Source organism: Haematobacter genomosp. 1 (assembly GCF_002196855.1).
Taxonomy (GTDB): domain Bacteria; phylum Pseudomonadota; class Alphaproteobacteria; order Rhodobacterales; family Rhodobacteraceae; genus Haematobacter.
In genome coordinates, this window is record NZ_NIPW01000004.1 from 247,083 (window position 1) to 269,121 (window position 22,039).

Annotated in this window: 19 protein-coding genes; 11 read left to right on the forward strand and 8 right to left on the reverse strand. The window is 64.9% G+C overall.

From position 1 onward, the window contains the following. Nucleotides 1-22: 22 nt before the first annotated feature. On the forward strand, nucleotides 23-625 hold the full coding sequence (locus CDV49_RS02020; protein WP_035740913.1) for a superoxide dismutase: 603 nt from the start codon (nucleotides 23-25) through the stop codon (nucleotides 623-625). Between the two features lie 118 nt (nucleotides 626-743). Beyond that, nucleotides 744-1,664, forward strand: coding sequence for an EamA family transporter RarD (gene rarD, locus CDV49_RS02025; RefSeq protein ID WP_088213894.1), 921 nt, complete (start codon nucleotides 744-746; stop codon nucleotides 1,662-1,664). Here rarD and CDV49_RS02030 read toward each other — a convergent pair. After that, nucleotides 1,604-2,161, reverse strand: coding sequence for an LOG family protein (locus CDV49_RS02030; RefSeq protein WP_088213895.1), 558 nt, complete (start codon nucleotides 2,159-2,161; stop codon nucleotides 1,604-1,606). The genes rarD and CDV49_RS02030 overlap by 61 nt on opposite strands. A gap of 280 nt (nucleotides 2,162-2,441) precedes the next feature. Between CDV49_RS02030 and CDV49_RS02035 the strand changes: the two genes are divergently transcribed. Then, entirely contained in the window at nucleotides 2,442-4,253 is a 1,812-nt protein-coding gene (locus tag CDV49_RS02035) for an ABCB family ABC transporter ATP-binding protein/permease (protein WP_088213896.1), read from the forward strand. A 13-nt stretch (nucleotides 4,254-4,266) separates the two neighbouring features. Here the strand turns inward: CDV49_RS02035 and CDV49_RS02040 are convergent, their stop codons facing one another. Further along, nucleotides 4,267-5,349, reverse strand: a complete 1,083-nt coding sequence (locus tag CDV49_RS02040; RefSeq protein WP_088213897.1) for a GlxA family transcriptional regulator — start codon at nucleotides 5,347-5,349, stop codon at nucleotides 4,267-4,269. Between the two features lie 155 nt (nucleotides 5,350-5,504). Between CDV49_RS02040 and CDV49_RS02045 the strand changes: the two genes are divergently transcribed. Beyond that, nucleotides 5,505-6,878: a class II 3-deoxy-7-phosphoheptulonate synthase gene (locus tag CDV49_RS02045; protein ID WP_088213898.1), complete on the forward strand. Its 1,374-nt coding sequence runs from the start codon at nucleotides 5,505-5,507 to the stop codon at nucleotides 6,876-6,878. A gap of 141 nt (nucleotides 6,879-7,019) precedes the next feature. On the opposite strand, the gene CDV49_RS02050 is transcribed toward CDV49_RS02045, so the two are convergent. Beyond that, nucleotides 7,020-7,472 (reverse strand): DNA polymerase III subunit chi, encoded by a 453-nt coding sequence (locus CDV49_RS02050; protein WP_088213899.1) that lies wholly within the window; start codon nucleotides 7,470-7,472, stop codon nucleotides 7,020-7,022. 5 nt (nucleotides 7,473-7,477) lie between these two features. Beyond that, a complete protein-coding gene (locus CDV49_RS02055; RefSeq protein ID WP_088213900.1) occupies nucleotides 7,478-8,947 on the reverse strand; it encodes a leucyl aminopeptidase in 1,470 nt (489 codons plus the stop codon). Nucleotides 8,948-9,133: 186 nt separating this feature from the next. Here CDV49_RS02055 and lptF point away from each other — a divergent pair, with 186 nt between their 5' ends. The 6 genes from lptF to rsmA are packed head-to-tail and all read left to right on the forward strand — an operon-like array spanning nucleotide 9,134 to nucleotide 16,588. Beyond that, the gene (gene lptF, locus CDV49_RS02060) at nucleotides 9,134-10,270 is read left to right on the forward strand and encodes an LPS export ABC transporter permease LptF (protein WP_088213901.1); all 1,137 of its coding nucleotides are present in this window, start codon (nucleotides 9,134-9,136) and stop codon (nucleotides 10,268-10,270) included. Beyond that, nucleotides 10,267-11,346 carry an LPS export ABC transporter permease LptG gene (lptG, locus tag CDV49_RS02065; protein ID WP_088213902.1) on the forward strand — a complete coding sequence of 360 codons (1,080 nt, stop codon included), beginning with the start codon at nucleotides 10,267-10,269 and terminating at the stop codon, nucleotides 11,344-11,346. Before lptF ends, lptG begins: the two co-directional genes overlap by 4 nt. Further along, nucleotides 11,343-13,508: an LPS-assembly protein LptD gene (locus CDV49_RS02070; protein ID WP_088213903.1), complete on the forward strand. Its 2,166-nt coding sequence runs from the start codon at nucleotides 11,343-11,345 to the stop codon at nucleotides 13,506-13,508. The genes lptG and CDV49_RS02070 overlap by 4 nt, the downstream gene beginning before the upstream one ends. 55 nt (nucleotides 13,509-13,563) lie before the next feature. Further along, the gene (locus CDV49_RS02075) at nucleotides 13,564-14,775 is read left to right on the forward strand and encodes a peptidylprolyl isomerase (RefSeq protein WP_088213904.1); all 1,212 of its coding nucleotides are present in this window, start codon (nucleotides 13,564-13,566) and stop codon (nucleotides 14,773-14,775) included. Then, nucleotides 14,772-15,755: a 4-hydroxythreonine-4-phosphate dehydrogenase PdxA gene (pdxA, locus tag CDV49_RS02080; RefSeq protein ID WP_088213905.1), complete on the forward strand. Its 984-nt coding sequence runs from the start codon at nucleotides 14,772-14,774 to the stop codon at nucleotides 15,753-15,755. The genes CDV49_RS02075 and pdxA overlap by 4 nt, the downstream gene beginning before the upstream one ends. Next, nucleotides 15,752-16,588: a 16S rRNA (adenine(1518)-N(6)/adenine(1519)-N(6))-dimethyltransferase RsmA gene (gene rsmA, locus CDV49_RS02085; protein WP_088213906.1), complete on the forward strand. Its 837-nt coding sequence runs from the start codon at nucleotides 15,752-15,754 to the stop codon at nucleotides 16,586-16,588. Before pdxA ends, rsmA begins: the two co-directional genes overlap by 4 nt. Before the next feature lie 66 nt (nucleotides 16,589-16,654). Here rsmA and CDV49_RS02090 read toward each other — a convergent pair whose 3' ends face one another. The 3 genes from CDV49_RS02090 to prfA all read right to left on the reverse strand — a co-directional run bounded on the left by CDV49_RS02090 (nucleotide 16,655) and on the right by prfA (nucleotide 19,555). Further along, a complete protein-coding gene (locus CDV49_RS02090; protein ID WP_088213907.1) occupies nucleotides 16,655-17,452 on the reverse strand; it encodes a DUF4167 domain-containing protein in 798 nt (265 codons plus the stop codon). A gap of 232 nt (nucleotides 17,453-17,684) precedes the next feature. Beyond that, nucleotides 17,685-18,503 (reverse strand): peptide chain release factor N(5)-glutamine methyltransferase, encoded by an 819-nt coding sequence (gene prmC, locus CDV49_RS02095; protein WP_088213908.1) that lies wholly within the window; start codon nucleotides 18,501-18,503, stop codon nucleotides 17,685-17,687. After that, nucleotides 18,500-19,555: a peptide chain release factor 1 gene (prfA, locus tag CDV49_RS02100; RefSeq protein WP_088213909.1), complete on the reverse strand. Its 1,056-nt coding sequence runs from the start codon at nucleotides 19,553-19,555 to the stop codon at nucleotides 18,500-18,502. The genes prmC and prfA overlap by 4 nt, the downstream gene beginning before the upstream one ends. A 235-nt stretch (nucleotides 19,556-19,790) precedes the next feature. On the opposite strand from prfA, the gene CDV49_RS02105 reads away from it, so the two are divergent. After that, complete coding sequence (locus CDV49_RS02105) at nucleotides 19,791-21,092, forward strand: D-amino acid dehydrogenase (RefSeq protein WP_088213944.1); 1,302 nt, start codon at nucleotides 19,791-19,793, stop codon at nucleotides 21,090-21,092. Nucleotides 21,093-21,096: 4 nt separating this feature from the next. Here CDV49_RS02105 and CDV49_RS02110 read toward each other — a convergent pair whose 3' ends face one another. Then, a complete protein-coding gene (locus CDV49_RS02110; protein ID WP_088213910.1) occupies nucleotides 21,097-22,038 on the reverse strand; it encodes a nucleoside hydrolase in 942 nt (313 codons plus the stop codon). Between the last annotated feature and the right edge of the window lies 1 nt (nucleotide 22,039).

The window sequence follows — 22,039 nt, forward strand, 5'->3', positions numbered from 1 at the left end:
CAAAGCGCGAGAGGAGTCTTCGATGGCTTTCACACTTCCCGATCTTCCCTATGCCCATGATGCGCTCGCATCCCTCGGCATGTCCAAGGAGACGCTCGAGTTCCACCACGACATCCACCACAAGGCCTATGTCGATAACGGCAACAAGCTGATTGCGGGGACCGAGTGGGAGTCCAAACCGCTCGAAGACATCGTGAAGGGCACCTATCAGGCCGGTGCCGTCGCGCAGTCGGGGATCTTCAACAATGCCTCGCAGCACTGGAACCACATCCTGTTCTGGGAAGTCATGGGTCCGGGCGAGGACAAGAAGATTCCGGGCGAGCTTGAAAAGGCGCTGACGGAAGCCTTCGGCTCCGTCGCCAAGTTCAAGGAAGAATTCGCCGCCGCGGGGGCCGGACAGTTCGGTTCCGGCTGGTCCTGGCTGGTCAAGGATGCCGATGGCGGCCTGAAGATCACCAAGACCGAGAACGGGGTGAACCCGCTCTGCTTCGGCCAGACGGCTCTGCTGGGCTGCGACGTGTGGGAACATTCCTACTACATCGACTTCCGCAACAAGCGGCCTGCCTACCTCACCAACTTCCTCGACAAGCTGGTGAACTGGGAAAACGTGGCCTCCCGTCTCTGAGGTCAGCATCGACCCCGACTTTCAGCCGGTAGCGTTGGAACGTATCGGGACGTCGGACAAGCAACCCGGCCCCCGCGCTCCAAGGCGCGGGGGCTTTCCACTGTGAGGAACCGGAGCCATGCCGGACAGTCAGCGCGGCCTTATCGCCGTCATTTCCAGCAGCGTGATCTGGGGGGTGCTCGGGCTTTACTACAAGCTGCTGTCCCATGTCCCGGCGCTGGAGATCCTCTCTCACCGGACGCTCTGGTCGGTCGTGTTCTTCGGCGCCATCCTTGCGGTGCAGGGTCGGCTCCCCGCCCTTCGGCGCGCGATGACCTCGCGGGAAGGTGGGCTCATCCTTTTCGGCGCGCTGATGATGGGCGTGAACTGGTTCGTCTATATCCTGTCGATCCAGATCGGCCACGCGCTCGAATCGAGCCTTGGCTACTACATCTTTCCGATGGTCGCGGTCCTGATCGGGCTGGTGGTGTTCCATGAACGCCTATCATGGCTTCAATGGATCGCCGTCGCACTGGCGGCGACGGGGGTTCTGACGCTGACCATCGGCCTTGGGGTGGCGCCGTGGTTCTCGCTCGCCATCGCGGTGAGCTTCGGGCTTTACGGGCTCGCCAAGAAGAAGATCACCGCCGATGCCACGGTCTCCGTGACGGCGGAGGTGATGTTTCTGGCCCCGCTAGCGCTGGTCTGGCTGATCCTGCCGCATACGGAGGTTCCGGGGGCGGAGCATTTCGGCTCGGATTGGCGCACGACGCTTCTGCTGATCGGGACAGGGCCGCTCACCGCGATTCCGCTGATGCTGTTCACCTACGCCTCCCGGCGCATCCCGATGTCAACGCTGGGCGTCGTGCAGTATATCAACCCGACCATCCAGTTCTTCATCGCGACACTGGCGTTCGGGGAGCCGTTTACCCACGCGCACGCATTGGCCTTCCCGATGATCTGGCTGGCCGTGCTGATCTATATCGTCGCCCTCCGCCGTCAGGCGAGCGCGGCGCGCAAACTGGCGGCGAGCCTTGGCACATCTGGCACTACCGTGTAGAAGTCGCGGATTTCCGCGCCCGCAAAACCCTCGTCGATCAACTGGTCGATGAGCCGGGCCAGCGGATCCCAGAAACCCTCGACATTGAGGATGAAGATCGGCTTGTCGTGAAGCTTGAGGTAGCGCCATGTCAACACCTCAAAGAACTCGTCAAGCGTGCCGATACCGCCCGGCAGGACGACCACAGCATCCGAGTTCTGGTACATCACCGTCTTGCGTTCATGCATGTTCGACGTGACGATATAGGTGGACAGGTCGCGCTTGCCGACCTCCCACTTCACCAGATGCTCCGGGATCACGCCGAAGGTTTCCGCCCCCGCCATCTGCGCCGCGCGCGCCACTTCCCCCATCAGGCCAACGTCGCCCGCGCCATAGACGAGCCGCCAGTTCTGCTCGGCCAGCATGCGGCCCATCTCGGCCGCGGTCGTCGCATAAGGCGCGCGCGTTCCGGGACGGGCGCCGCAGAAGACGCAGACGGATTTTTCGGGCCGGGCCATGACATCGCTCCGTGAAGGTGGCTTTTCGCCGCTGTTCCTAGGGTGTCGCCTCGCGGCTCGCAAGGCCGGGGGCTTTGGCAGGTCATGCGCGCCAGGGTCCGCGCAGAGCCAGTTGGGTCGCCGGGGCGAGCCTCGGCCTCCGGCCCATGGGCGCGAACCTTGGGGAAAGTGGCGCTATCCCAGAGGAGCAGGGGTGACCCCACGTGTGGCAGGCCCGGTGCCTCTGGCCTTCCGGCGCCCGGTCCGCTAGTGTCGCCACCCTTCCAGACGGAAACCCCCCATGTCCCATACACCAGAAACGATGAGCGAAAGCCGCAGCGCGTGGCGCACGATCCGGCGTGTGGCGCCCTATCTGTGGCCGGAGAATACGCCGTGGGTCCGGCGGCGCGTCGTCATCGCGATGGCGATCCTCGTACTGGCCAAGCTCATCTCGGTCGTGGTGCCGTTCTTCTACAAGGCGGCAGTGGACAGCCTGTCGCACGAGGTGACGGGACCGCTCGGCATGCTTGGGCTGGGCGCAGTGGGCCTGACGGTCGCCTATGGTGTAGCGCGGCTCATGTCGGACGGTTTCGAGGAGTTGCGCGACGCGATCTTCGCCAAGGTCGGGATGCGCGCGCTGCACGGCCTCGCCATGGAGACGTTCGAACATATCCACCGGCTGTCCATGCGCTATCACATCACCCGGCGCACCGGTGCACTGTCCCGCGTGATGGAGCGGGGGGTGAAGAGCATCGACTTCCTGCTGCGCTTCATGCTGTTCTCCATCGGGCCGCTGATCCTTGAACTGGTGCTGGTGGGCATCATTCTCGCCCTGGTGTTCGACCCGACCTATACTCTGGTCGTGGGGGTGGTCATCGCCCTCTACATCCTGTTCACAACGATCGTCACCGAATGGCGCGTCCGTATGCGCAAGGAGATGAACGACCGGGATCAGGAGGCGAACCAGAAGGCGCTGGACAGCCTGCTGAACTACGAAACCGTCAAGTATTTCAATGCCGAAGGGCGTGAGGCCGCGCGCTATGACGTGGCCATGACGGGCTATCAGCGTGCCGCGCTGAAGACCTCCTATTCGCTGGCGTTCCTGAATGCCGGTCAGACGCTCATCATCACCTCCGGTCTGGTGATCGTCATGGTCATGGCCGCGCGCGGTGTGCAGGCGGGGACGCTGACCGTGGGCGATTTCGTGATGGTCAACGCCTACATGCTCCAGATCACCCTGCCGCTGGGCTTTCTCGGGACCGTCTATCGGGAGATACGTCAGGCGCTGGTGGACATGGCGGCGATGTTCGACCTGCTGGAGCAACCGACCGAAGTCGTGGATGCGCCCGATGCCTACCCGCTTCGCATCAGCGGCGGCGAGGTGGTTTTCGACGATGTGCACTTCGGCTACGACCCCGCCCGCCCGATCCTGAAGGGCCTGACCTTCCGCGCCGCTCCGGGAGAGACGGTGGCCATCGTCGGCCCGTCCGGTGCCGGGAAGTCAACCGTCGGTCGCCTGCTCTTCCGCTTCTACGATGTGCAAAGCGGTGCAATCCGCATCGATGGACAAGATCTCCGCGATGTCACGCAGTCGAGTCTGCATGCCGCCATCGGGGTGGTGCCGCAGGACACGGTCCTGTTCAACGACTCGATCTTCTACAACATCGCCTATGGGCGCGAGGGCGCGACGCAAGAGGATGTGATCGGCGCCGCGCGGGCCGCCCGCATCCACGATTTCATCGAGAGCCTGCCCGAAGGGTATGACACGCAGGTGGGCGAACGCGGGCTGAAACTCTCCGGCGGGGAGAAGCAGCGCGTCGGCATCGCGCGGACGTTGCTGAAGAACCCGCCGATCCTGCTGCTGGACGAAGCCACTTCCGCACTCGACACGCAGACGGAGGCGGGGATCCGCGATTCGCTGGCTGAACTCGGCCGGGGGCGGACGGTGATTACCGTGGCGCACCGCCTTTCCACCATCGTGGATGCGAACCTGATACTCGTGCTGGATAACGGCACCGTGCAGGAAGCGGGCACGCATGCAGAGCTGCTGTCGCAGAAGGGCCGCTACGCCGCGCTCTGGATCCGGCAGGCGCTGGAAGAGGACGCGGCCTGAGGCGCCTGCACCGTCAGAACGACAACCGCATCGCGTGACTGCCCCGCTCCCGGTAGGGGGTGGTCGCGTAATGGGCCCGGTAGCATTTGGAGAAATGCGACGGGCTGGCAAAGCCGCAGGCCAGGGCCACGTTGATCACGCTCATGTCGGTCTGCATCAGCAGGTTCCGCGCTTTCTGCAGCCGAAGCTCCATGTAGTAGCGCTTGGGACTGCGGTTGAGATAGCGTCGGAACAGCCGTTCGAGCTGACGGGTGGACATCGCGACATCTTCAGCCAGCCGGGTTGGACTGATCGGCTCCTCGATATTGCGTTCCATCATCTGGATGACCTGGCTGAGCTTCGGGTGGCGGACGCCGATCCGGGTGGGGATGGAGAGGCGCTGCGTGTCCTGCCCCGTGCGGATGGAGGAATAGACCATCTGGTCCGCGACCGCGTTGGCCAGATCCTCTCCATGATCGTCGGCGATGATCTTCAGCATCATGTCGATGGCGGAGGTGCCGCCCGCGCTCGTCAGCCGGTTGCCGTCGGTGACGAAGACGGCCTTCGACAGCCGGACGTTCTCGAACTCCTCGATGAAGCTGTCCTGATTTTCCCAATGGATCGTCGCGCGCCGCCCGTCCAGCAAGCCCGCCCGCGCCAATGTCCAGGCACCGGTGCAGATCCCCGCCATCCGCCCGCCGCGCCGCGCCTCCCGCCGGAGCCAGGCCAGCACCCGCTTGGAGGAGGCCGCCTCTATCTCCAGCCCGCCACAGATGACCAGCGTCTCCTCCCGGTCGAGCACGTCGAGCCCCATGTCCACCCGGAAGGCGCAGCCGTTGGAACAGACCGCCTGCACGCCGTTTTCCCCCGCAAGCTGCCACGAATAGAGCGTCTGCCCCGACATCATGTTGGCGATACGCAACGGCTCCACGGCGCTTGCGAACGCGATGAGCGTGAAGCGGTCCAGCAGAAGGAAGACGAACCGACGCGGCTGGACCTCTCCCGCGCGGCCATTCACGACACTTCTGCCAACTTCACGGGTTGGGCGGTCTTCATGGGGGCGGCCTTCGGGGGAGCGGCCAGAGACGATGGGCCCGTCGGGTCTCACGTCGCGCATGGATTGCGACCCTTCATGGCGTTTTCGCGACAAGAAAAGCAGGTCTCTCCTGCCCACGCAAGAGGTCACGTCTTAAGAACGATCGTATGGGATTGGGGTTTGCATGATGAGACCAACGCCCATATAACGGCAAGCCACTTTGTGCGGAGGCCATCATGAGCAAAGGCTGGAGCAAGTCGGACTGGCGTGCGCGCCCCCGGGTGCAGATGCCCGACTATCCCGAACCCGCGATTCTCGCGGAGGTGGAGTCGCAGCTTGGGAACTATCCGCCGCTCGTATTTGCCGGGGAGGCCCGCAAGCTCAAACGCGCGCTGGGAGAAGTGGCGCAGGGCAAGGCCTTTCTGCTTCAGGGCGGCGACTGCGCGGAGAGCTTCTCCGGCTTCTCCGCCGATGCGATCCGCGACACGTTCAAGGTGCTGCTCCAGATGGCCGTTGTGCTGACCTGGGGGGCCAAGGTGCCGGTCATCAAGGTCGGGCGCATGGCCGGACAGTTCGCGAAGCCTCGCTCCGCCCCGAACGAGATCGTGAACGGCGTCGAACTGCCGTCCTACAAGGGCGACATCATCAACGGTTTCGACTTCACCCCGGAGGCGCGGACGCCCGATCCCCGGCGGATGCTGCAAGCCTATACCCAGGCTGCCGCGTCGCTGAACCTGCTGCGTGCCTTCTCCACCGGCGGTTACGCGGATATCCACCGCGTTCATGCCTTCACCTCCCGCTTCACCGATCATGACGCGGCGGAGCGGTACCGGGAGATTTCCAACCGCATCTCCGACGCGCTCGACTTCATGAATGCGGCGGGCGTGAATGCCGACACCGCGCATGAGCTGGCAAAGGTGGATTTCTACACCAGCCACGAGGCGCTCCTGCTGGAATATGAGGAGGCGCTCTGCCGGATCGACTCGACCACCGGCCTGCCTGTCGCCGGATCGGGTCACATGATCTGGATCGGAGACCGCACCCGGCAGGTCGATGGCGCGCATGTGGAATTCTGCCGCGGTGTGCAGAACCCAATAGGGCTGAAATGCGGGCCGTCGCTCTCCAGCGATGACCTGAAACGCCTGCTTGCCAAGCTGAACCCCACGAACGAGGCCGGGCGGCTGACGCTGATTGCCCGGTTCGGCGCAGGCACCGTTGGCGACAATCTGCCCCGGCTCATCCGCGCGGTGCAGGAAGAGGGCGCGCAGGTGGTCTGGACCTGCGATCCCATGCACGGCAACACGATCAAATCGGCTTCCGGCTACAAGACGCGCCCCTTCGAATCGGTGCTCCGCGAGGTGCGGGAATTCTTCGACGTCCACAACGCCGAAGGCACAATCCCAGGTGGCGTCCATTTTGAGATGACCGGCGCGGACGTCACCGAATGCACCGGCGGGGTTCGGGCCGTGACGGACGAGGACCTGTCCTCCCGCTACCACACGGCCTGCGATCCACGCCTGAACGCCAATCAGGCCCTGGAACTCGCCTTCCTCGTGTCAGCGGAACTTTCCACCCGCCGCGAGTCGCAGCGGATCGTTGCGGGCGCGTGATCGCGCCCGGTTTCGCCGCCCGCAGTAAACCTGCAGGGCGGCGAAAACTCTGCCTTACGTAGGCCGGAACGAAAGCGAAGTCCTTCGCGGAGAGGGTTGGCACCGTCAGTGCGGCCGGAGCGGCGGCCTGCCCGAGGAGGGTCAGCTTTCCGCCTTCTTCTCCCAGCGGCCGCTTTCCTCGCTCCAGTATTGCGCGCTGACGCCCGCGCCGGTCAGACGGCGCCACTGGCCGCGCGCGCCCTCCACCGCTCCGGGATCGGTTCCGTCGAAGAGGATGCACACCCGGTCGAGTGTCGCTGCATCCTCGGGCTCCGCCTCTGCGCCGTCGATGCACATCAGGCAGCGTGCACCGTTCGTCACCGGCCCGGGCGTGAGCAGAACCGGTTGCGCCGCGTCCCATTCCCCCCCCAGAAGGCCATGCGGAAGGAAGCCGTCCTCCGGCTCCAGCCACAACCTTTCATCAAGCCACGCGAGCCTGTCCGGCCGCGTTCCCCGCACGGCGACGCGCCAGCCCGCCTTCAGCGACCGGTCGATGAGAACCGGCAGAAGCGCTTCTGCCGGGGATCGCGTCAGGTGATAGAAAAGCGCAGCCACCCGTCCTACGACTCGTAACGGTCGCGGATCAGCCGGTCGAGGCTCATCACCCCCCAGCCGGTCGCGCCCTTCGGTCCGACGGTGGTGTCGCGCTTCACATGCGCCGTGCCCGCGATGTCCAGATGGATCCACGGTGTGCCGTCGGCGATGAACCGCTGGAGGAACTGTGCTGCGGTGACCGATCCCGCCTCCCGTCCGGCAGAGTTCTTGATGTCGGCGATGTTGGACCGGATGAGCCGGTCGTAACCATCGCCCAGAGGCAGCCGCCACGCGCCCTCGCCCTCCGCCTTCGCCGCCGCGAGGAAGGCATCGCAGAAGGCATCGTCGTTGGAAAAGACGCCGGTCATCTCATGCCCCAGGGCCACGATCACCGCGCCCGTCAGGGTTGCGAGATCGACGATGCCGGAGGGCTGGAACCGCTCCTGCGCATACCAGAGCACGTCGGCCAGAACGAGGCGACCCTCGGCATCCGTGTTGTTCACCTCGATCGTCACGCCGCGCTTGGACTTTACCACATCGCCGGGGCGCTGTGCCTTGCCGTCGGGCATGTTCTCCACCAGGCCTACGAGACCCACGACATTCGCCCGCGCCTTCCTCAGCGCGAGTGTCCGCATGACGCCCGCCACGACGCCCGCGCCCCCCATGTCCATGGTCATCTCCTCCATGCCGGCGCCCGGCTTCAGGGAGATACCGCCCGTGTCGAAGACCACCCCCTTGCCGACAAGCGCAAGCGGCGGCGTGCCCGCCTCTCCGCCCCGCCAGTGCATGACGACGACCTTCGAGGGGCTTTCCGACCCCTGCCCCACGCCCAGCAGCGCGCGCATGCCCAGATCGGCAAGATCGGCCTCCTCCAGTATCTCCACATCCAGCCCGAGTTCCTGCATCGCGGCCAGACGCGCGGCGAAATCGCTGGTGGTCAGGACGTTGGCGGGTTCATTGACGAGATCGCGGGTGAAAAACACCCCCTCCGCCAACGCGGCCATGGGCTGCGCGGCGGCGGCGACCTTCTCCGGGTCGGCGACCATCAGCGTGACGGTGCCCCGCTCCGCGGGCGGTTCGGACTTGTAGAGGCCGAAATCATAGGCGCGGAGCGCGAGCCCGAAGGAAAGCTCCGCCGCGCCGCCATTGCCGCCGACAAGCACGATCGCCCCTTTCGGCCCGACACCCCGCCCGATGGCCGCGCCGGCCTTCCGGGCGATGGCCGCTTCCGGCTTCCGCGGCAGCTTCACCACCTGAACCGCCTCCGCCCCGATGCCCGCGGGCCAGGCCAGATCAACGGCGTCGCCCGGTTTCATCTTCTCGAACGCCTCGGAGGAGGCGAAACGCTCGATCGCTCCCTTCACAAGCCGGTTCAGCGGCCTGACCGTGGCATCCGGCTTGCCCGAAGGATCGATCAGAACGACGATGCGTCCCTCAAAGGCGGCGAGCCCCTCGGAGGACATCTCGCGAAAATGGATGGCAACGGGTGAGGTCATGGCGGTCTCCGGTCTGAAACTGGCCGCTCCGGCGCGCAAAAAGCGACGCAGGACGGCAACGGTCCGCGCGAGGCTAGTGCCCGCGCCCCGGAATGGCCAGATAGCAGTTTTCCGTCCCCCCGTTTTCAGCTAGCGTCGCCCCACACCCGCCGAGCAGAGCGGCGAGCAGAGAAGGATCCTCCCGGCGTGCCCAGATTCGACAGATACATGCTGTCGCAGCTTCTGGCGGTGTTCGGCTTCTTCTCTCTCATTCTCGTCGCCGTCTACTGGGTAAACCGCGCGGTTTCGCTGTTCGATCAGATCATAGGATCGGGGCAGACAGCGCTGGTGTTCTTCGAACTCTCGGCGCTGAGCCTTCCGAACGTCATCCGAATCGTCCTGCCGCTCTCCGCCTTTGCGGCCACGGTCTTCGTGACCAACCGCCTCGCCTCGGAGAGCGAGCTGGTCGTCATGCAGGCGACGGGTTTTTCTCCCTTTCGCCTTGCGCGGCCGGTGCTGATCTTCGGACTGATCGTTGCGGCGATCCTGTCGGTCCTCGCGCATTACCTCGTGCCCGCGAGCCGGGAGCGCTTCTCCGAGCGCAGCACCGAGATCTCGGAGAGCGTCTCGGCCCGGTTCCTGACGGAGGGGCAGTTCCTGCATCCTTCCGACGGCATCACCTTCTACATCCGCGACATCTCCTCCACCGGAGAGCTGCGGGATGTATTCCTGTCGGACAACAGGCAACCTGACGATCTGACGTTCTACACTGCCAAGCGCGCCCTGTTCGCCCGCGGACCGCAGGGGCCGCTGCTTATCATGCTGGACGGCATGGCCCAGTCGCGCGAGGGTCGCACCCAGCGGCTCTCCGTGATGCGATTCGACGACTTCACCTATGACATCGGCGCGCTGATGCGGGACGACAGGCGCATCTATACCGATGTCCGCAGCCTGCCGACGTCGATGCTCATCAATCCCTCGGACGAGGTCATCGCCAATCTGCGCAACCCCGATCCCGCAGCGCCGTTCCGCGAACTCCAGAGCCGTCTCTCCGCGCCGTTTCTGGCACCCGTGGCGGCGATGATCGGCTTCGCCACGCTGCTTCTCGGCGCCTTCAGCAGGTTTGGCCTGTGGCGGCAGGTGCTCGGCGCGATTCTCATGCTGGTGCTGGTGCAGTTTCTGGACAACGCCTTCACCAATCTCGCGCTCAGGAAGGCGTCCTACTGGCCCGCCTATTATGCCGCCCCTGTCATCGGCGCGCTGATTTCGGTGGCGATGCTGGCCTGGGCGGGACGCTCCCGCCGTGTCAGACCCCATCCCAAACGCAGCGAGGCGGCGGCATGACGCTCTGGCTCTATCTTGGGCGGAAATTCCTGCTGACCGTTGCGGGGACATTTCTGGTGTTCTTCGGCATCATGTTCCTCATTGATCTGGTGGAGCAGGTCCGGCGCGGAGCCAGTGGCGGGCTGGCGGACGCCGCCTGGATCGCGTTCCTGCACAGCCCGCAGGGCGTTTACGAAATTCTCCCGCTGGTGGTGTTGCTGGCCTCGATCGCGCTGTTCCTTTCGCTTGCAAGGACGAGCGAGCTCGTGGTGATCCGCGCCGTTGGGGTCTGGGTTTTCGCGGCACTGTCGCCTGCGCTGATCGGCGGGCTAATCGTCGGGATGCTGGCGGTGACGGTGCTCAACCCCATTGCTTCGGCCACCAGCCGCAAGGCCGATGCCTCCCCTGAAGGCGGGGACGAGAACATCGTCTCCGTCAGCGGAGAGGCGATCTGGCTCCGTCAGGGGGATCGGGCGGGGCAGTGGGTGATCCGGGCCGACCGCGCCACCCCGGACGGGACGGAGCTGTTCAACGCCATCTTCATCGGTCTGGATACCGAAGGCACCCCCGTCCGGCGCGTGGAGGCCGCACATGCGGTGCTGGGCCGCGGGGCCTGGGAGCTTACCGGGGTGAAGGACTGGCCGATGGAGGCCCCCAATCCCGAACGGGATGCGGAGCGGCATGAGACACTGACTCTCAACACCAACCTGACCCAGCAGGAAATCCGCAACAGCTTCGAAGCCCCCGGCATGATCTCCTTCTGGCAACTGCCGGAACAGATCCGGAGGCTGGAGCGGGCGGGTTTCTCCTCTCGCAGTCACCAGGTGCTTTTCCATATGGAGCTGGCGACACCGTTCCTCATCGTCGCGATGATCCAGATCGCGGCCGGTTTCACGATGCAGCCCGCCCGCGCCGGCAGGACGGGCGTAAAGGTGCTGATCGCTGTTCTGATAGGTTTCGCTCTGTTCTTCCTGCGGAATTTCGCGCAGATACTCGGCAACAACGGCCAGATTCCCGTCCTGCTCGCGGCCTGGGGCCCGCCCGTCGCAGGGCTGCTCTTTTCGGCAGGGCTTCTGCTTCACATGGAGGACGGATGAAGTCGCGTCCCGCCCTCACCCGCCTTCTGGCGCTTGCTCTGACCACGGCGCTTGCTTCTCCCGCAAGCGCGGAAGACGGACTTGCGACGCTCGTTGCCGACGATGTCCGCATCCTGTCCGATGACAGGCTGCTGGCGCAGGGCAATGTGGAGGTGCTCTGGCAGGGGGTCACGCTGAAAGCCCGGCGTATCCTCTACGACCGCAACCAGGACGAGGTGACGATCGAAGGCCCGATGACGCTGGTTGAGGGGCCGGACCAGATCGCCCTCGCCTCCAGCGCGGAGTTGTCCTCCGACCTCACCCGCGGTGTGCTGAAAAGCGCGCGGATCGTGCTCGATCAGCAGATGCAGATCGCCGCCAACGAGATCGCGCGAACCGGCGGGCGCTATACCAAGATGACGCGCGTCGTGGCCTCCTCCTGCCAGGTCTGTCCGGGCGGGCGGCAGGTGCCGCTGTGGGAGATCCGGTCGGCGGAAGTGCTGCACGATCAGGAAACCCGGCTGATGTATTTCAAGGATGCCACCTTCCGCGTCATGGGCGTTCCGGTGATGTATCTGCCAAGCCTGCGGATGCCGGACCCGAGCGTTGACCGCGCGCCCGGCCTGTTGCCGCTGAAGTTCTTTCATCAGAGCGATCTTGGTTATGGCATGCAGGTGCCCTACTTCCTGCCGCTGGGTGACCATGCCGACCTGAAAATCGCCCCGTTGGTGACCACGGGCGGGGCTGTCATGGTCGAAAACACCTATCGTCAGGCGTTGAATGGCGGCTGGATGGAATGGACGGGTGCAATCGCCACCGACGATCTCGATAACGGCCCCTCGCTCCGCCACTACCTGCGGGGAGAAGGCCAGCTCGCGTTTCCCGCCCAGTTCACGATGAAATTTGACGTCTATTCGATCAGTGACCCCAATTTCCTCAATGATTACGAGTTGGATGACAAGGACCGGCTCGAATCCACCGTTCAGGTTTACCGCGCACGGCGGGATGAACTCATCAGCCTTGAGGCCCTGCATTACCGGTCTCTCAGCGAGGCCGAGGATAACTCCGTTCTGCCCAATCTCATGCTCGACGGAACATGGGAGCGGCGGATGCCCGTGCCGGAGGCGGGCGGCATCGCGACATTCGGGGCACAGGTGATGACCTATCACAATCGCTCGGATTCGCTTTATGATCTGAACGGCGACGGAGTGGCGGATGGTCGCGACATGCGGCGTTTCAGCCTTTACGGCAACTGGCAGCGCGACTGGGTCACGGCTCCCGGTCTCGTTGTTACGGCGACGGGCGATCTGCGGGCCGATGCCTTCTGGTTCAGCAATACACCCGAAAGCGACCCGGAGTTCACCCGCGTCGTACCCACCTTCGGCACCAAGCTGAGCTGGCCCTTCGTTCGCAGCACCGCGGGCGGCGGCAGTGAGGTGCTGACACCCATGGCTCAGGTCGTCTGGAGCCCCGAAGGCCGTCGCAGCCCGCTGAACGAGGACAGCCTGCTCGTCGAGTTCGACGAAGCCAACCTGTTCTCCCTCGACCGATTCCCCGGAGAGGACGCCTATGAGGAAGGCTGGCGGGCAAATCTGGGCGCGACATGGACCCGTATCGATCCGGCGGGCTGGACGCTCGGCATCACCGCGGGTCGTGTGTTCCGCTGGAGCGGGGATGAGGAACAATTCAGCCCGGCGAGCGGCCTCGACGGGCAAGGATCGGATTGGCTGACCTCCGTCCGGCTCGACTGGGGCAACGGGATCAGCCTCGTCAACCGGTCTCTGTTCGAAGGATTGCTGGACTTTTCCAAGAATGAGTTCCGTCTGGGCTATGACCGGGGGCCGATGAATCTGGCGACGAGTTTTGTCTGGTTGGATGCGGATCAGCGGGAGATGCGCGAAACTTCGCGCTCCGTCTGGGCATGGGACGCGGAGTATGATTTCAACGACCGCTGGACCGGGACCTCGGAATGGCGTTATGACTTCTCGGAGCACAGGGCGGCACGCGCAGCGCTCGGAGTGGTTTATCGCAACGAATGCGTTCAGGTGGATCTGGAAGTTTCCCACCGCCTGACAAGTTCGCTCGGCGATGAGACCAGCACCCGGGTCGATCTGTCGGTGGAGCTTCTGGGCTTCGGCAATGGCGGACGACGCCCGCCCGTGACAAGAACCTGCGCCGGCTGAACGGCGCGAGAACCGGCCGCGCCCGCGCGGCGAGGAAGAGCAGAACGGACGACCGATGCGCCTCATCCCGCTTGCTACCGCTTTGGCCCTGACCTTCGGTGCCATGTCCCCCGCTCCCGCCGTGGCGCAGGGGCTGTTCACCGCGCGTGCCTATGTGAATGGCGCCGCAATCACCGAATTCGAACTCCGGCAACGGATGCTGTTCATGCAGCAGCTCGGCGCGGGTGGTCTGACGGAGAGGCAGGCGATGGAGGCGCTGATCGATGATCGGCTCTACCTCATCGCGGGCAGGATCCAGAAAGTCAGCGTCACCGACGATCAGCTTCGAACGGGCATGCGGGAATTTGCCGAACGCGGGCAACTGACCGTCGAGCAACTCACCCAGCGCCTCGCGGGCGTGGGGGTGTCGGAGGAAACCTTCCGGGAGTTCGTGCGCGCCGGACTGATCTGGCGGGAAGTGGTGCGGACGCGGTTCGGGGGGCGTGTCACCGTCACCGAGGCCGATATCGATCGCGCCCTGCAGGTCGAATCCATCCGGCCGGAGCGGGAAATCCTTCTGTCGGAGATCATCCTTCCCACCGTTGCGCCCTATGCGGAACAAAGCCGCCAGATCGCGGACCTGATCCGCGAGAACGTGCATAACAGCAACGATTTCGCTGAAGCGGCGAGCCGCTTCTCCGCCTCGCAATCGCGCGAGCAGGGCGGCCGGCTCGAGTGGATCCGGGAGGCGAACATGCCCCCGCAGATCCGTGAAGTCCTGGACGGCATGCGGCCCGGGCAGATGTCGCGCGAAGTGCAGGTGCCGAACGCCATCGCCATCTTCTTCCTGAGGGAACGACGGGACACCCCCCGTCCAGCGCCTGCCGCCACCACGCTCGACTATGCGGAAGTACTTCTGGCGAATGGTCATGCGCCGGAAACAGTGGAGGAGGCGGCAAAGCTCCGCGCCCGCGTCGATAGCTGCGACGATCTTTACGCAGCACTCAGGGGCGCTCCGGCCGCCGTGCAGCGCCACAGCGCCAGCCCCGGCCAGCTGCCAGCCGACGTCGCGATGGAACTCGCGCGCCTCGACCAGAACGAGACCTCCACCAGCCTCGTCCAGGGCGACTCGCTGCGGGTGCTGATGCTGTGCAGCCGCACGCTGACACAGGCGGAGCCGCCCAACCGCGATCAGGTCCGCACGCAACTGCTGAACCAGCGGGCCGGCAAGCTCGCGGACAACTACCTTGCGGAACTTCGCGCCAATGCGATCATCCGTGGCCAATGAGCAGCTTTGACATCCTCCCCATCGCTCTGACCTGCGGCGAGCCTGCGGGCATCGGCCCGGAAATCGCCGCCCGCGCCTGGGAGGAGATCGGCAGCCGCCTGCCCTTCTTCCTGATCGGCGACCCCTCGCATCTGCCGAAGGGGACGCCCGTGCGCGAGATCGGCCACCCGCGGGAGGCCGAGCGCGCCGCGATGCATGGGCTTCCCGTCCTGCCGCACCCGTTCGACGGCCCGGCCATTCCCGGCAATCCCGACCCGCGCAACGCCCGCAGTGTGATCGACGTCATTTCCCGCGCCGTGCAGCTCGTTCAGGCGGGTGAGGCGGGGGCGGTCTGCACTGCGCCGATCAGCAAGAAGGCATTGCAGGACGGGGCGGGTTTCGCTTTTCCGGGACATACCGAATATCTCGCGCATCTTGCGGGCGTGAGCCGTGTGGTGATGATGCTCGCCTGCCCCGCTCTGCGCGTGGTGCCCGCGACGATCCACATCCCTCTGGCCGAGGTTCCGCAGCAACTCACGCGGCGCCTGCTGACGGAGACGATCCAGATCACCCACAACGCACTCCGCCAGGACTTCGGCATCGGCGCCCCCCGCATCGCCATCGCCGGGCTGAACCCCCATGCCGGTGAGGGTGGCGCCATGGGGCGGGAGGAGATCGAGACGATCCTGCCGGTGATCGAGAGCTTCCGCAGCGAGGGCTACTCGCTCGCCGGACCGCTTGCCGGAGATACGATGTTCCACCCCGCGGCGCGGGCGAAATATGACGCCGCGATCTGCATGTATCACGATCAGGCGCTGATCCCGATCAAGACGATCGACTTCGCCCATGGCGTGAATGTGACGCTGGGCCTGCCGTTCATCCGCACCTCGCCCGACCACGGCACCGCCTTCGACATCGCGGGCAAGGGGGTGGCTGACCCCGCCAGCCTCATCGCGGCGCTGGAAATGGCGGCGGAACTTTCCCGGACCCGCCGGACGTGAGCGCGATCGACGGCCTGCCGCCGCTCCGCGAGGTGATCGCGGAATACGGCCTGTCGGCGCGCAAGCAGCTCGGCCAGAACTTCCTGCTCGACCTCAATCTGACGGCGAAGATCGCGCGCTCTGCTGGCGATCTGACCGGAGCGGATGTGCTGGAAGTCGGCCCCGGCCCCGGCGGGCTGACGCGCGGTTTGCTGGCGGAAGGGGCGCGGCACGTGCTCGCCATCGAAAAGGATCCCCGCTGTATTCCCGCGCTGGAGGAAATCGCGGCGCACTACCCCGGCCGGCTGGACATCGTGGAGGGGGATGCGCTCACGGTGGACCTGACGGGACGCCTGACCCCGCCCATCCGCATCGTCGCCAACCTGCCCTATAACGTGGGCACGGAGCTGCTGGTCCGCTGGCTCACGCCACCGCAATGGCCGCCGTTCTGGCAGAGCCTGACGCTGATGTTCCAGAAAGAGGTGGCCGAGCGGATCGTGGCCAAGCCCGGCAGTCCTGCCTACGGGCGCCTGGCCCTGCTCGCCCAATGGCGGACGGAGGCACGGATCGTCATGACCTTGCCGCCCGACGCCTTCACCCCCCCGCCCAAGGTGCATTCCTCGGTCGTGCATCTCGTCGCGCGGGCCGAACCCGCCTACCCGGCTGATCCCGCCATCTTGTCGCGCGTTGTCGCTGCTGCCTTCAACCAGCGGCGAAAGATGCTGCGCTCCAGCCTCAAGGGCCTCGCACCGGATATCGAGGATCGTCTGCTCTCCGTGGGCATCAAACCCACCGAACGGGCGGAGCAGCTCTCTCTGGAGCAGTTCTGCGCCCTTTCCCGAACTTTCGGCTAAGGCTTCAAGCAAAAAGCCGGGCGTCACTGCCCGGCTTTTTGCTTGATCCACAAAGAACCTGCGCCGTCATTCGGCTGCAGGCGCTTCGCTGTTTTCCGACTTCTTACGCGTGGGAGAGCGGCGGCGCGGGCGCGGCTTGGCCTCACCCCCGTCTTCCGACGGCTGCACGGCCTTGGGCGTGCGCGTGCGGCGCGGACGTGCTTCGACAACCTCCGGCGCAGGCTCCGCTGCGGGCGCCTCCTGCGCAGCTTCCGCCGGGTTGACGTCGGCGCGCGGTGCCGTCGCTGCGGGCGCCTCCTGCTCGGCGGTCGGTTCCGGCCGCGGGGCAGCGGGTGCCTGCATCTCCGGCGTCACGACGAGACCGCTGTCCCCTTCGCCATCCAGTTCGATCACGTCGGCGGAGGAATCCGTCGCAGGCCGTTGCGAGGGGGTGTAGAAAGCGGGCTGCTCCTGTGAGCGACCCTCATCCTCGCGGTGACGGCGGGGCTGCTGCCCCTGATCGCGATAGTCGCGCTGACCGTCGCGGTTGCCACCATTGCCCTGCTGGCTGTTGCCCTGCTGGTTATGGTGGCCGTTGCTTTCCTGATATTCGCGGCGGGCATCGGCTTCCCGCTGAAGCTCGCGCTGCGCTTCTCCCAACATGCGGGTGTAGTGCTCGGCATGCTGGAGAAAGGCTTCCGCTGCAACCCTGTCGTTCGACAGTTGGGCATCGCGCGCAAGGATAAGGTATTTCTCGATAATCTGCTGGGGCGTGCCCCGCACCTTTCCCTCAGGCCCGGAGCTGTCGAAGACCCGGTTCACGATATTTCCCATCGTGCGCGGGCGGTTCGACTTCGAACGCGAACGTGACTTGGATGATCTCATGTGTACTGTGTTTCCAGCGTTGATCTGGGGTCCGTCAGAACCGCGGCAGCGCCGCGCCGCAAGATCCCGGTCCGTGCTCTTGGCTAATTCGCGCCGGTCAACCTCGAAACGGGTTTCCTCTGCGCAGGGCCGAATAAACACGGGGACTTCGACAAAACAAGTGAATTCTGGGCTTCAGTGCAACTTTCTGCTGCCTGCCACCCGAGAATTGGCGCATTTGCACCTTACCGGGTCACCGCGCCGTCACGACACGGTCCCTTCCGTCCATATCTGGGGCGATATTTACCGATTGAAACCCCTCATCACGAAAAAGCTTGGCCACATCCTTGCCCTGCGTCGGGCCGATTTCCACCATGACGCGCGCCCCCGGCTTCAGATGTGCAGACGCCCCACGGGCGATCCGGCGATAGGCGTCGAGCCCGTCTCCCCCGGGCGTAAGCGCCAGATGCGGCTCCCAGTCACGCACCTCAGGGTCAAGTAACGCCATTTCGGCTGCCGCGATATAGGGCGGGTTGGACACGATGAGATCAAACTGATCGCTGACGTCGGAAAACCAGTCGGACACTATGAAATCTGCAAGAACACCCAGCCGCGAGGCGTTGTCCAGCGCCACCGCAAGCGCCGCAGGACTCACGTCCACGCCCAGCCCTCTCGCCTCCGGCCGCTCCGCCAGCAAGGTCAGCAGGATCGCTCCCGATCCGGTTCCAAGGTCCAGCACCGCACCGAACGGCTCGGCCAAAGCAAGCTCCACCAGCGTTTCCGTTTCGGGTCGCGGGTCCAGCACGTCACGGTTTACGTGAAAACTCCGCCCCCAGAACAGTCGCTCTCCGACGATCTGGGAGAGCGGGCGACGTCTGGAACGCTCATCTATCGCCGCGTTGAACTTCGTAATAACAGCATCTTCTACGGGATCGTGAAGGTGAAGCATGAGCCTATCCGGCGCCACACCCAACGCAAAGGTCAGCAGCCGCCGCGCATCACGTGCCGGATCGGCCACACCGGCGTCGGCAAGGCGGCGCGCCGCCGCCGGCAACAGGTCCGCCGCTCTCACCCTTCCATCTCGGCGAGTTTGGCTGCCTGGTCCGCGGCAACCAGCGCGTCGATGATCTCCGTCAGATCGCCATCCATGATCTGATCCAGACGATAGAGGGTAAGGTTGATGCGGTGATCCGTCATGCGCCCCTGGGGAAAGTTGTAGGTGCGGATCCGCTCACTCCGGTCGCCGGAGCCGACCTGGGCCTTGCGGTCGGCGGCGCGGGCTTCCTCCGCGCGGTGCCGTTCAAGATCGTAGAGCCGAGCGCGGAGCACCTGCATCGCAATCGCCCGGTTCTGATGCTGCGATTTCTCGGAGGAGGTCACCACGATCCCCGTCGGCAAGTGGGTGATCCGCACAGCCGAATCGGTTGTGTTCACATGCTGCCCACCGGCGCCGGATGCCCGCATCGTATCTATGCGGATGTCGGCCGCGGGAATATCGATATCCACTTCCTCCGCTTCCGGCAGCACCGCGACCGTGGCGGCGGAGGTGTGGATACGGCCACCGGACTCGGTCTCGGGCACCCGCTGCACCCGATGGACACCGCTTTCATATTTCAGCCGGGCGAATACGCCTTCTCCCTGCACGGAGGCCACGACTTCCTTTACCCCGCCAAGCTCGGTTTCCTGAAGGTCGAGCACCTCGAACCGCCAGCCCTGCCGATCGGCATGGCGTTGATACATGCGCAGGAGATCAGCCGCGAACAACGCAGCCTCCTCCCCGCCCGTTCCGGGACGTATCTCCAGCATTGCGGGACGCGCATCGGCAGCATCCTTTGGCAACAGCGCGATGCGCAAAGCTTCCTCCAGTGCGGGCCGTGCGGCGCGGAGAGCGGGAATCTCATCCTCTGCAAGCGCCCGCATTTCCGGGTCCGCCAGCAGGGTCTCCGCCTCCTCCAGATCGCGCAAAAGTTGGCGATAATCGGCGATCCGGGCGACGACGGGCTTCAGCTCCGCATATTCGCGAGCGAGGGATGCGATCTCCGCTGGGCTGGCGCCACCGTTCAGCTTCGCCTCCAGAAACTGGAAACGGCGGTCGATCCGGTCGAGCTTATCCAAGGGCACCATGCCAGCGGGTTTAGTCGAACAGCGGACCGGGTCAAGCGCAAGCCGCAAGGCGGGCCGGTGGAAACAGGATGGGGAATAGTTGCGCCATAAATGATGATGATCGAATATTGTTCGACGGCATGGGAATTTCATCGTGTTTACTTCGACGAATGCCGCCGTCAACGGGAGTCTTTGCCGGGAAATTTCATGGCTGATGCCCCATATTGTCTTTCAAGCACAACAGGGGTTCGCAACCATGAAAGTCATTGTTCTCGGATCAGGCGTGATTGGCGTGACATCGGCCTGGGAACTCTCCCGCGCCGGGCATGAGGTGACGGTGATCGACAGGTCCGCCGGTCCCGCGCTGGAGACGAGCTTTGCGAATGCCGGTGAGGTTTCTCCGGGCTATTCGACCCCCTGGGCTGCGCCGGGAATTCCGCTCAAGGCACTGAAATGGGCCTTCCAGCGGCATGCGCCCCTGGTGTTGAACCCGCTCGCCTCGCTGAAGGCGGCGGGCTGGCTTGGGCAGATGCTCTCCAACTGCACCTCCGAAGCCTATGCCCTCAACAAGGGCCGCATGGTTCGCGTCGCCGAATACAGCCGCGACAGGCTTGCGGCATTGCGGCAGGAAACCGGCATCTCCTATGACGAACGGACGCAGGGCACCTTGCAGCTCCTGCGGAGCCAGAAGCAACTCGACGGGCTTCAGAAGGATATCGAGGTGCTGCGGGAGGACGGGGTTCCGTTCGAACTGCTGAGCGCGGAGGAGTGCCTGTCGCACGAACCCGGGCTCGCCGGCTCCAGGCATCTGATCGCGGGCGGTCTGCGCCTGCCGGGGGATGAAACGGGCGACTGTTTCAAGTTCACCAACCGGCTGGCAGAGATGGCCAAGGCGCTCGGCGTGACCTTCAAACAGGGTGTGACCATCAAGGGGCTGGATAAGGAAGGTGATCGGATCGTCGCGATCCAGACCTCCGAAGGGCCCATGGTGGCGGATGCCTATGTCGTGGCGATGGGCAGCTTCTCCCCGGCGCTGGTGAAATCGCTCGGGATGAAGCTGCCGGTCTATCCGCTGAAGGGATATTCGCTCACCATCCCGATCATGGATGCGGCCAAAGCGCCGGAATCGACCGTGATGGACGAGACATACAAGGTCGCGATCACCCGGCTGGGGGATCGCATCCGTGTGGGCGGGCTGGCAGAAATCGCGGGTTTTGACACCTCGCTGAACGACCGCCGCCGCGCGACGCTCGAGAAATCGGTGGGAGAGCTATTCGGAGGCGCGGGCGACATGGCTGCCGCAACCTTCTGGGCGGGCCTGCGGCCGATGACGCCCGACGGCACGCCCGTGATAGGCCGGACGCCGGTGCAGAACCTGTTCCTGAACACCGGGCACGGCACGCTCGGCTGGACCATGTCCATGGGCTCGGCCAAGGTGCTGTCCGATATCGTCTCCCGCCGCCCCACGGAAATCGATGCCTCCGACCTTGGCATTTCGCGGTACGGGCGTCGCGGGACAAGGGCCGCGCGCGGCGGGCTGAAACCCGCCACGGCCTGAGCCCTCAGTAGCGGGCAAGCCGCTCCGTCAGCAGTCCAAAGAACCCCTCGGCGTCCACATCGCCGAGGAACAGGGCATTGGGTTCCCGCCCGCTCACCCCCCACCAGTCGGCGACGGTCATGCCGGTGGTGAACTCGCCCTTCGTCTCGATCATCACGTTGATGAAACGGCCGGAGAACAGCTCGGGCCGGATCAGCCAGGCGATGACGCAGGGGTCGTGCAAGGGTGCGCCTTCTCCGCCGTATTTCTCCTTGTCGAACCGCTCGAAGAAATCCGTCCATGCCGCGACCATGCGGCCCACTTTTGTCTCCAGCGCCCGGAATGCATCGACGCGACGCTTGTTTGTCATGGCTTTATGAGTGACATCAAGCGGAAGCACGACGATCTTCGCACCGGACCTGAACACTTCGTCCGCCGCCTCCGGGTCAACGTAGATGTTGAATTCAGCCGCCGGGGTGATGTTGCCGACCTCGAAATACGCCCCTCCCATCAAAACAATTTCCTGCACCCGCCCCACGATATCCGGCGCACGGCGAAAAGCGGTGGCGATATTGGTGAGCGGGCCCAGCGGGCAGAGCGTCACCGTTCCCGCAGGTTCGGAGCGGAGCGTGTCGATGATGAAGCCCACCGCATCCTCCCCCGCCAGGGACATGGTGGGTTCGGGCAGTTGCGGGCCATCCAGCCCGGTCTTGCCGTGAACATGCTCGGCGGTGACAAGAGGCCGGGACAGCGGCGCCGCCTCACCCGCAAAGACCTTCATGTCGCGCCGTCCGGCAAGTTCGCAGATGATACGGGCATTCCGCTGGGTCAGCGGCAAAGGCACGTTCCCCGCTACGACGGTAATCCCAAGAACCTCCATATCCTCGGGGCTGGCGAGGGCGAGCAGGATGGCGACGGCATCGTCCTGCCCCGGGTCGGTATCGATGATGATCTTGCGGGGCGGCATG

Coding starts and splice junctions, on each gene's coding strand:
- CDV49_RS02045 (WP_088213898.1), top strand. CDS start 5,505: ATGAGCAAAGGCTGGAGCAAGTCGGACTGGCGTGCGCGCCCCCGGGTG.
- CDV49_RS02090 (WP_088213907.1), bottom strand. CDS start 17,452: ATGAGATCATCCAAGTCACGTTCGCGTTCGAAGTCGAACCGCCCGCGC.
- pdxA (WP_088213905.1), top strand. CDS start 14,772: ATGAGCAGCTTTGACATCCTCCCCATCGCTCTGACCTGCGGCGAGCCT.
- CDV49_RS02110 (WP_088213910.1), bottom strand. CDS start 22,038: ATGCCGCCCCGCAAGATCATCATCGATACCGACCCGGGGCAGGACGAT.
- CDV49_RS02030 (WP_088213895.1), bottom strand. CDS start 2,161: ATGGCCCGGCCCGAAAAATCCGTCTGCGTCTTCTGCGGCGCCCGTCCC.
- CDV49_RS02105 (WP_088213944.1), top strand. CDS start 19,791: ATGAAAGTCATTGTTCTCGGATCAGGCGTGATTGGCGTGACATCGGCC.
- CDV49_RS02035 (WP_088213896.1), top strand. CDS start 2,442: ATGTCCCATACACCAGAAACGATGAGCGAAAGCCGCAGCGCGTGGCGC.
- CDV49_RS02055 (WP_088213900.1), bottom strand. CDS start 8,947: ATGACCTCACCCGTTGCCATCCATTTTCGCGAGATGTCCTCCGAGGGG.
- CDV49_RS02070 (WP_088213903.1), top strand. CDS start 11,343: ATGAAGTCGCGTCCCGCCCTCACCCGCCTTCTGGCGCTTGCTCTGACC.
- rarD (WP_088213894.1), top strand. CDS start 744: ATGCCGGACAGTCAGCGCGGCCTTATCGCCGTCATTTCCAGCAGCGTG.
- CDV49_RS02040 (WP_088213897.1), bottom strand. CDS start 5,349: ATGCGCGACGTGAGACCCGACGGGCCCATCGTCTCTGGCCGCTCCCCC.
- CDV49_RS02075 (WP_088213904.1), top strand. CDS start 13,564: ATGCGCCTCATCCCGCTTGCTACCGCTTTGGCCCTGACCTTCGGTGCC.
- lptG (WP_088213902.1), top strand. CDS start 10,267: ATGACGCTCTGGCTCTATCTTGGGCGGAAATTCCTGCTGACCGTTGCG.
- CDV49_RS02020 (WP_035740913.1), top strand. CDS start 23: ATGGCTTTCACACTTCCCGATCTTCCCTATGCCCATGATGCGCTCGCA.
- prfA (WP_088213909.1), bottom strand. CDS start 19,555: ATGGTGCCCTTGGATAAGCTCGACCGGATCGACCGCCGTTTCCAGTTT.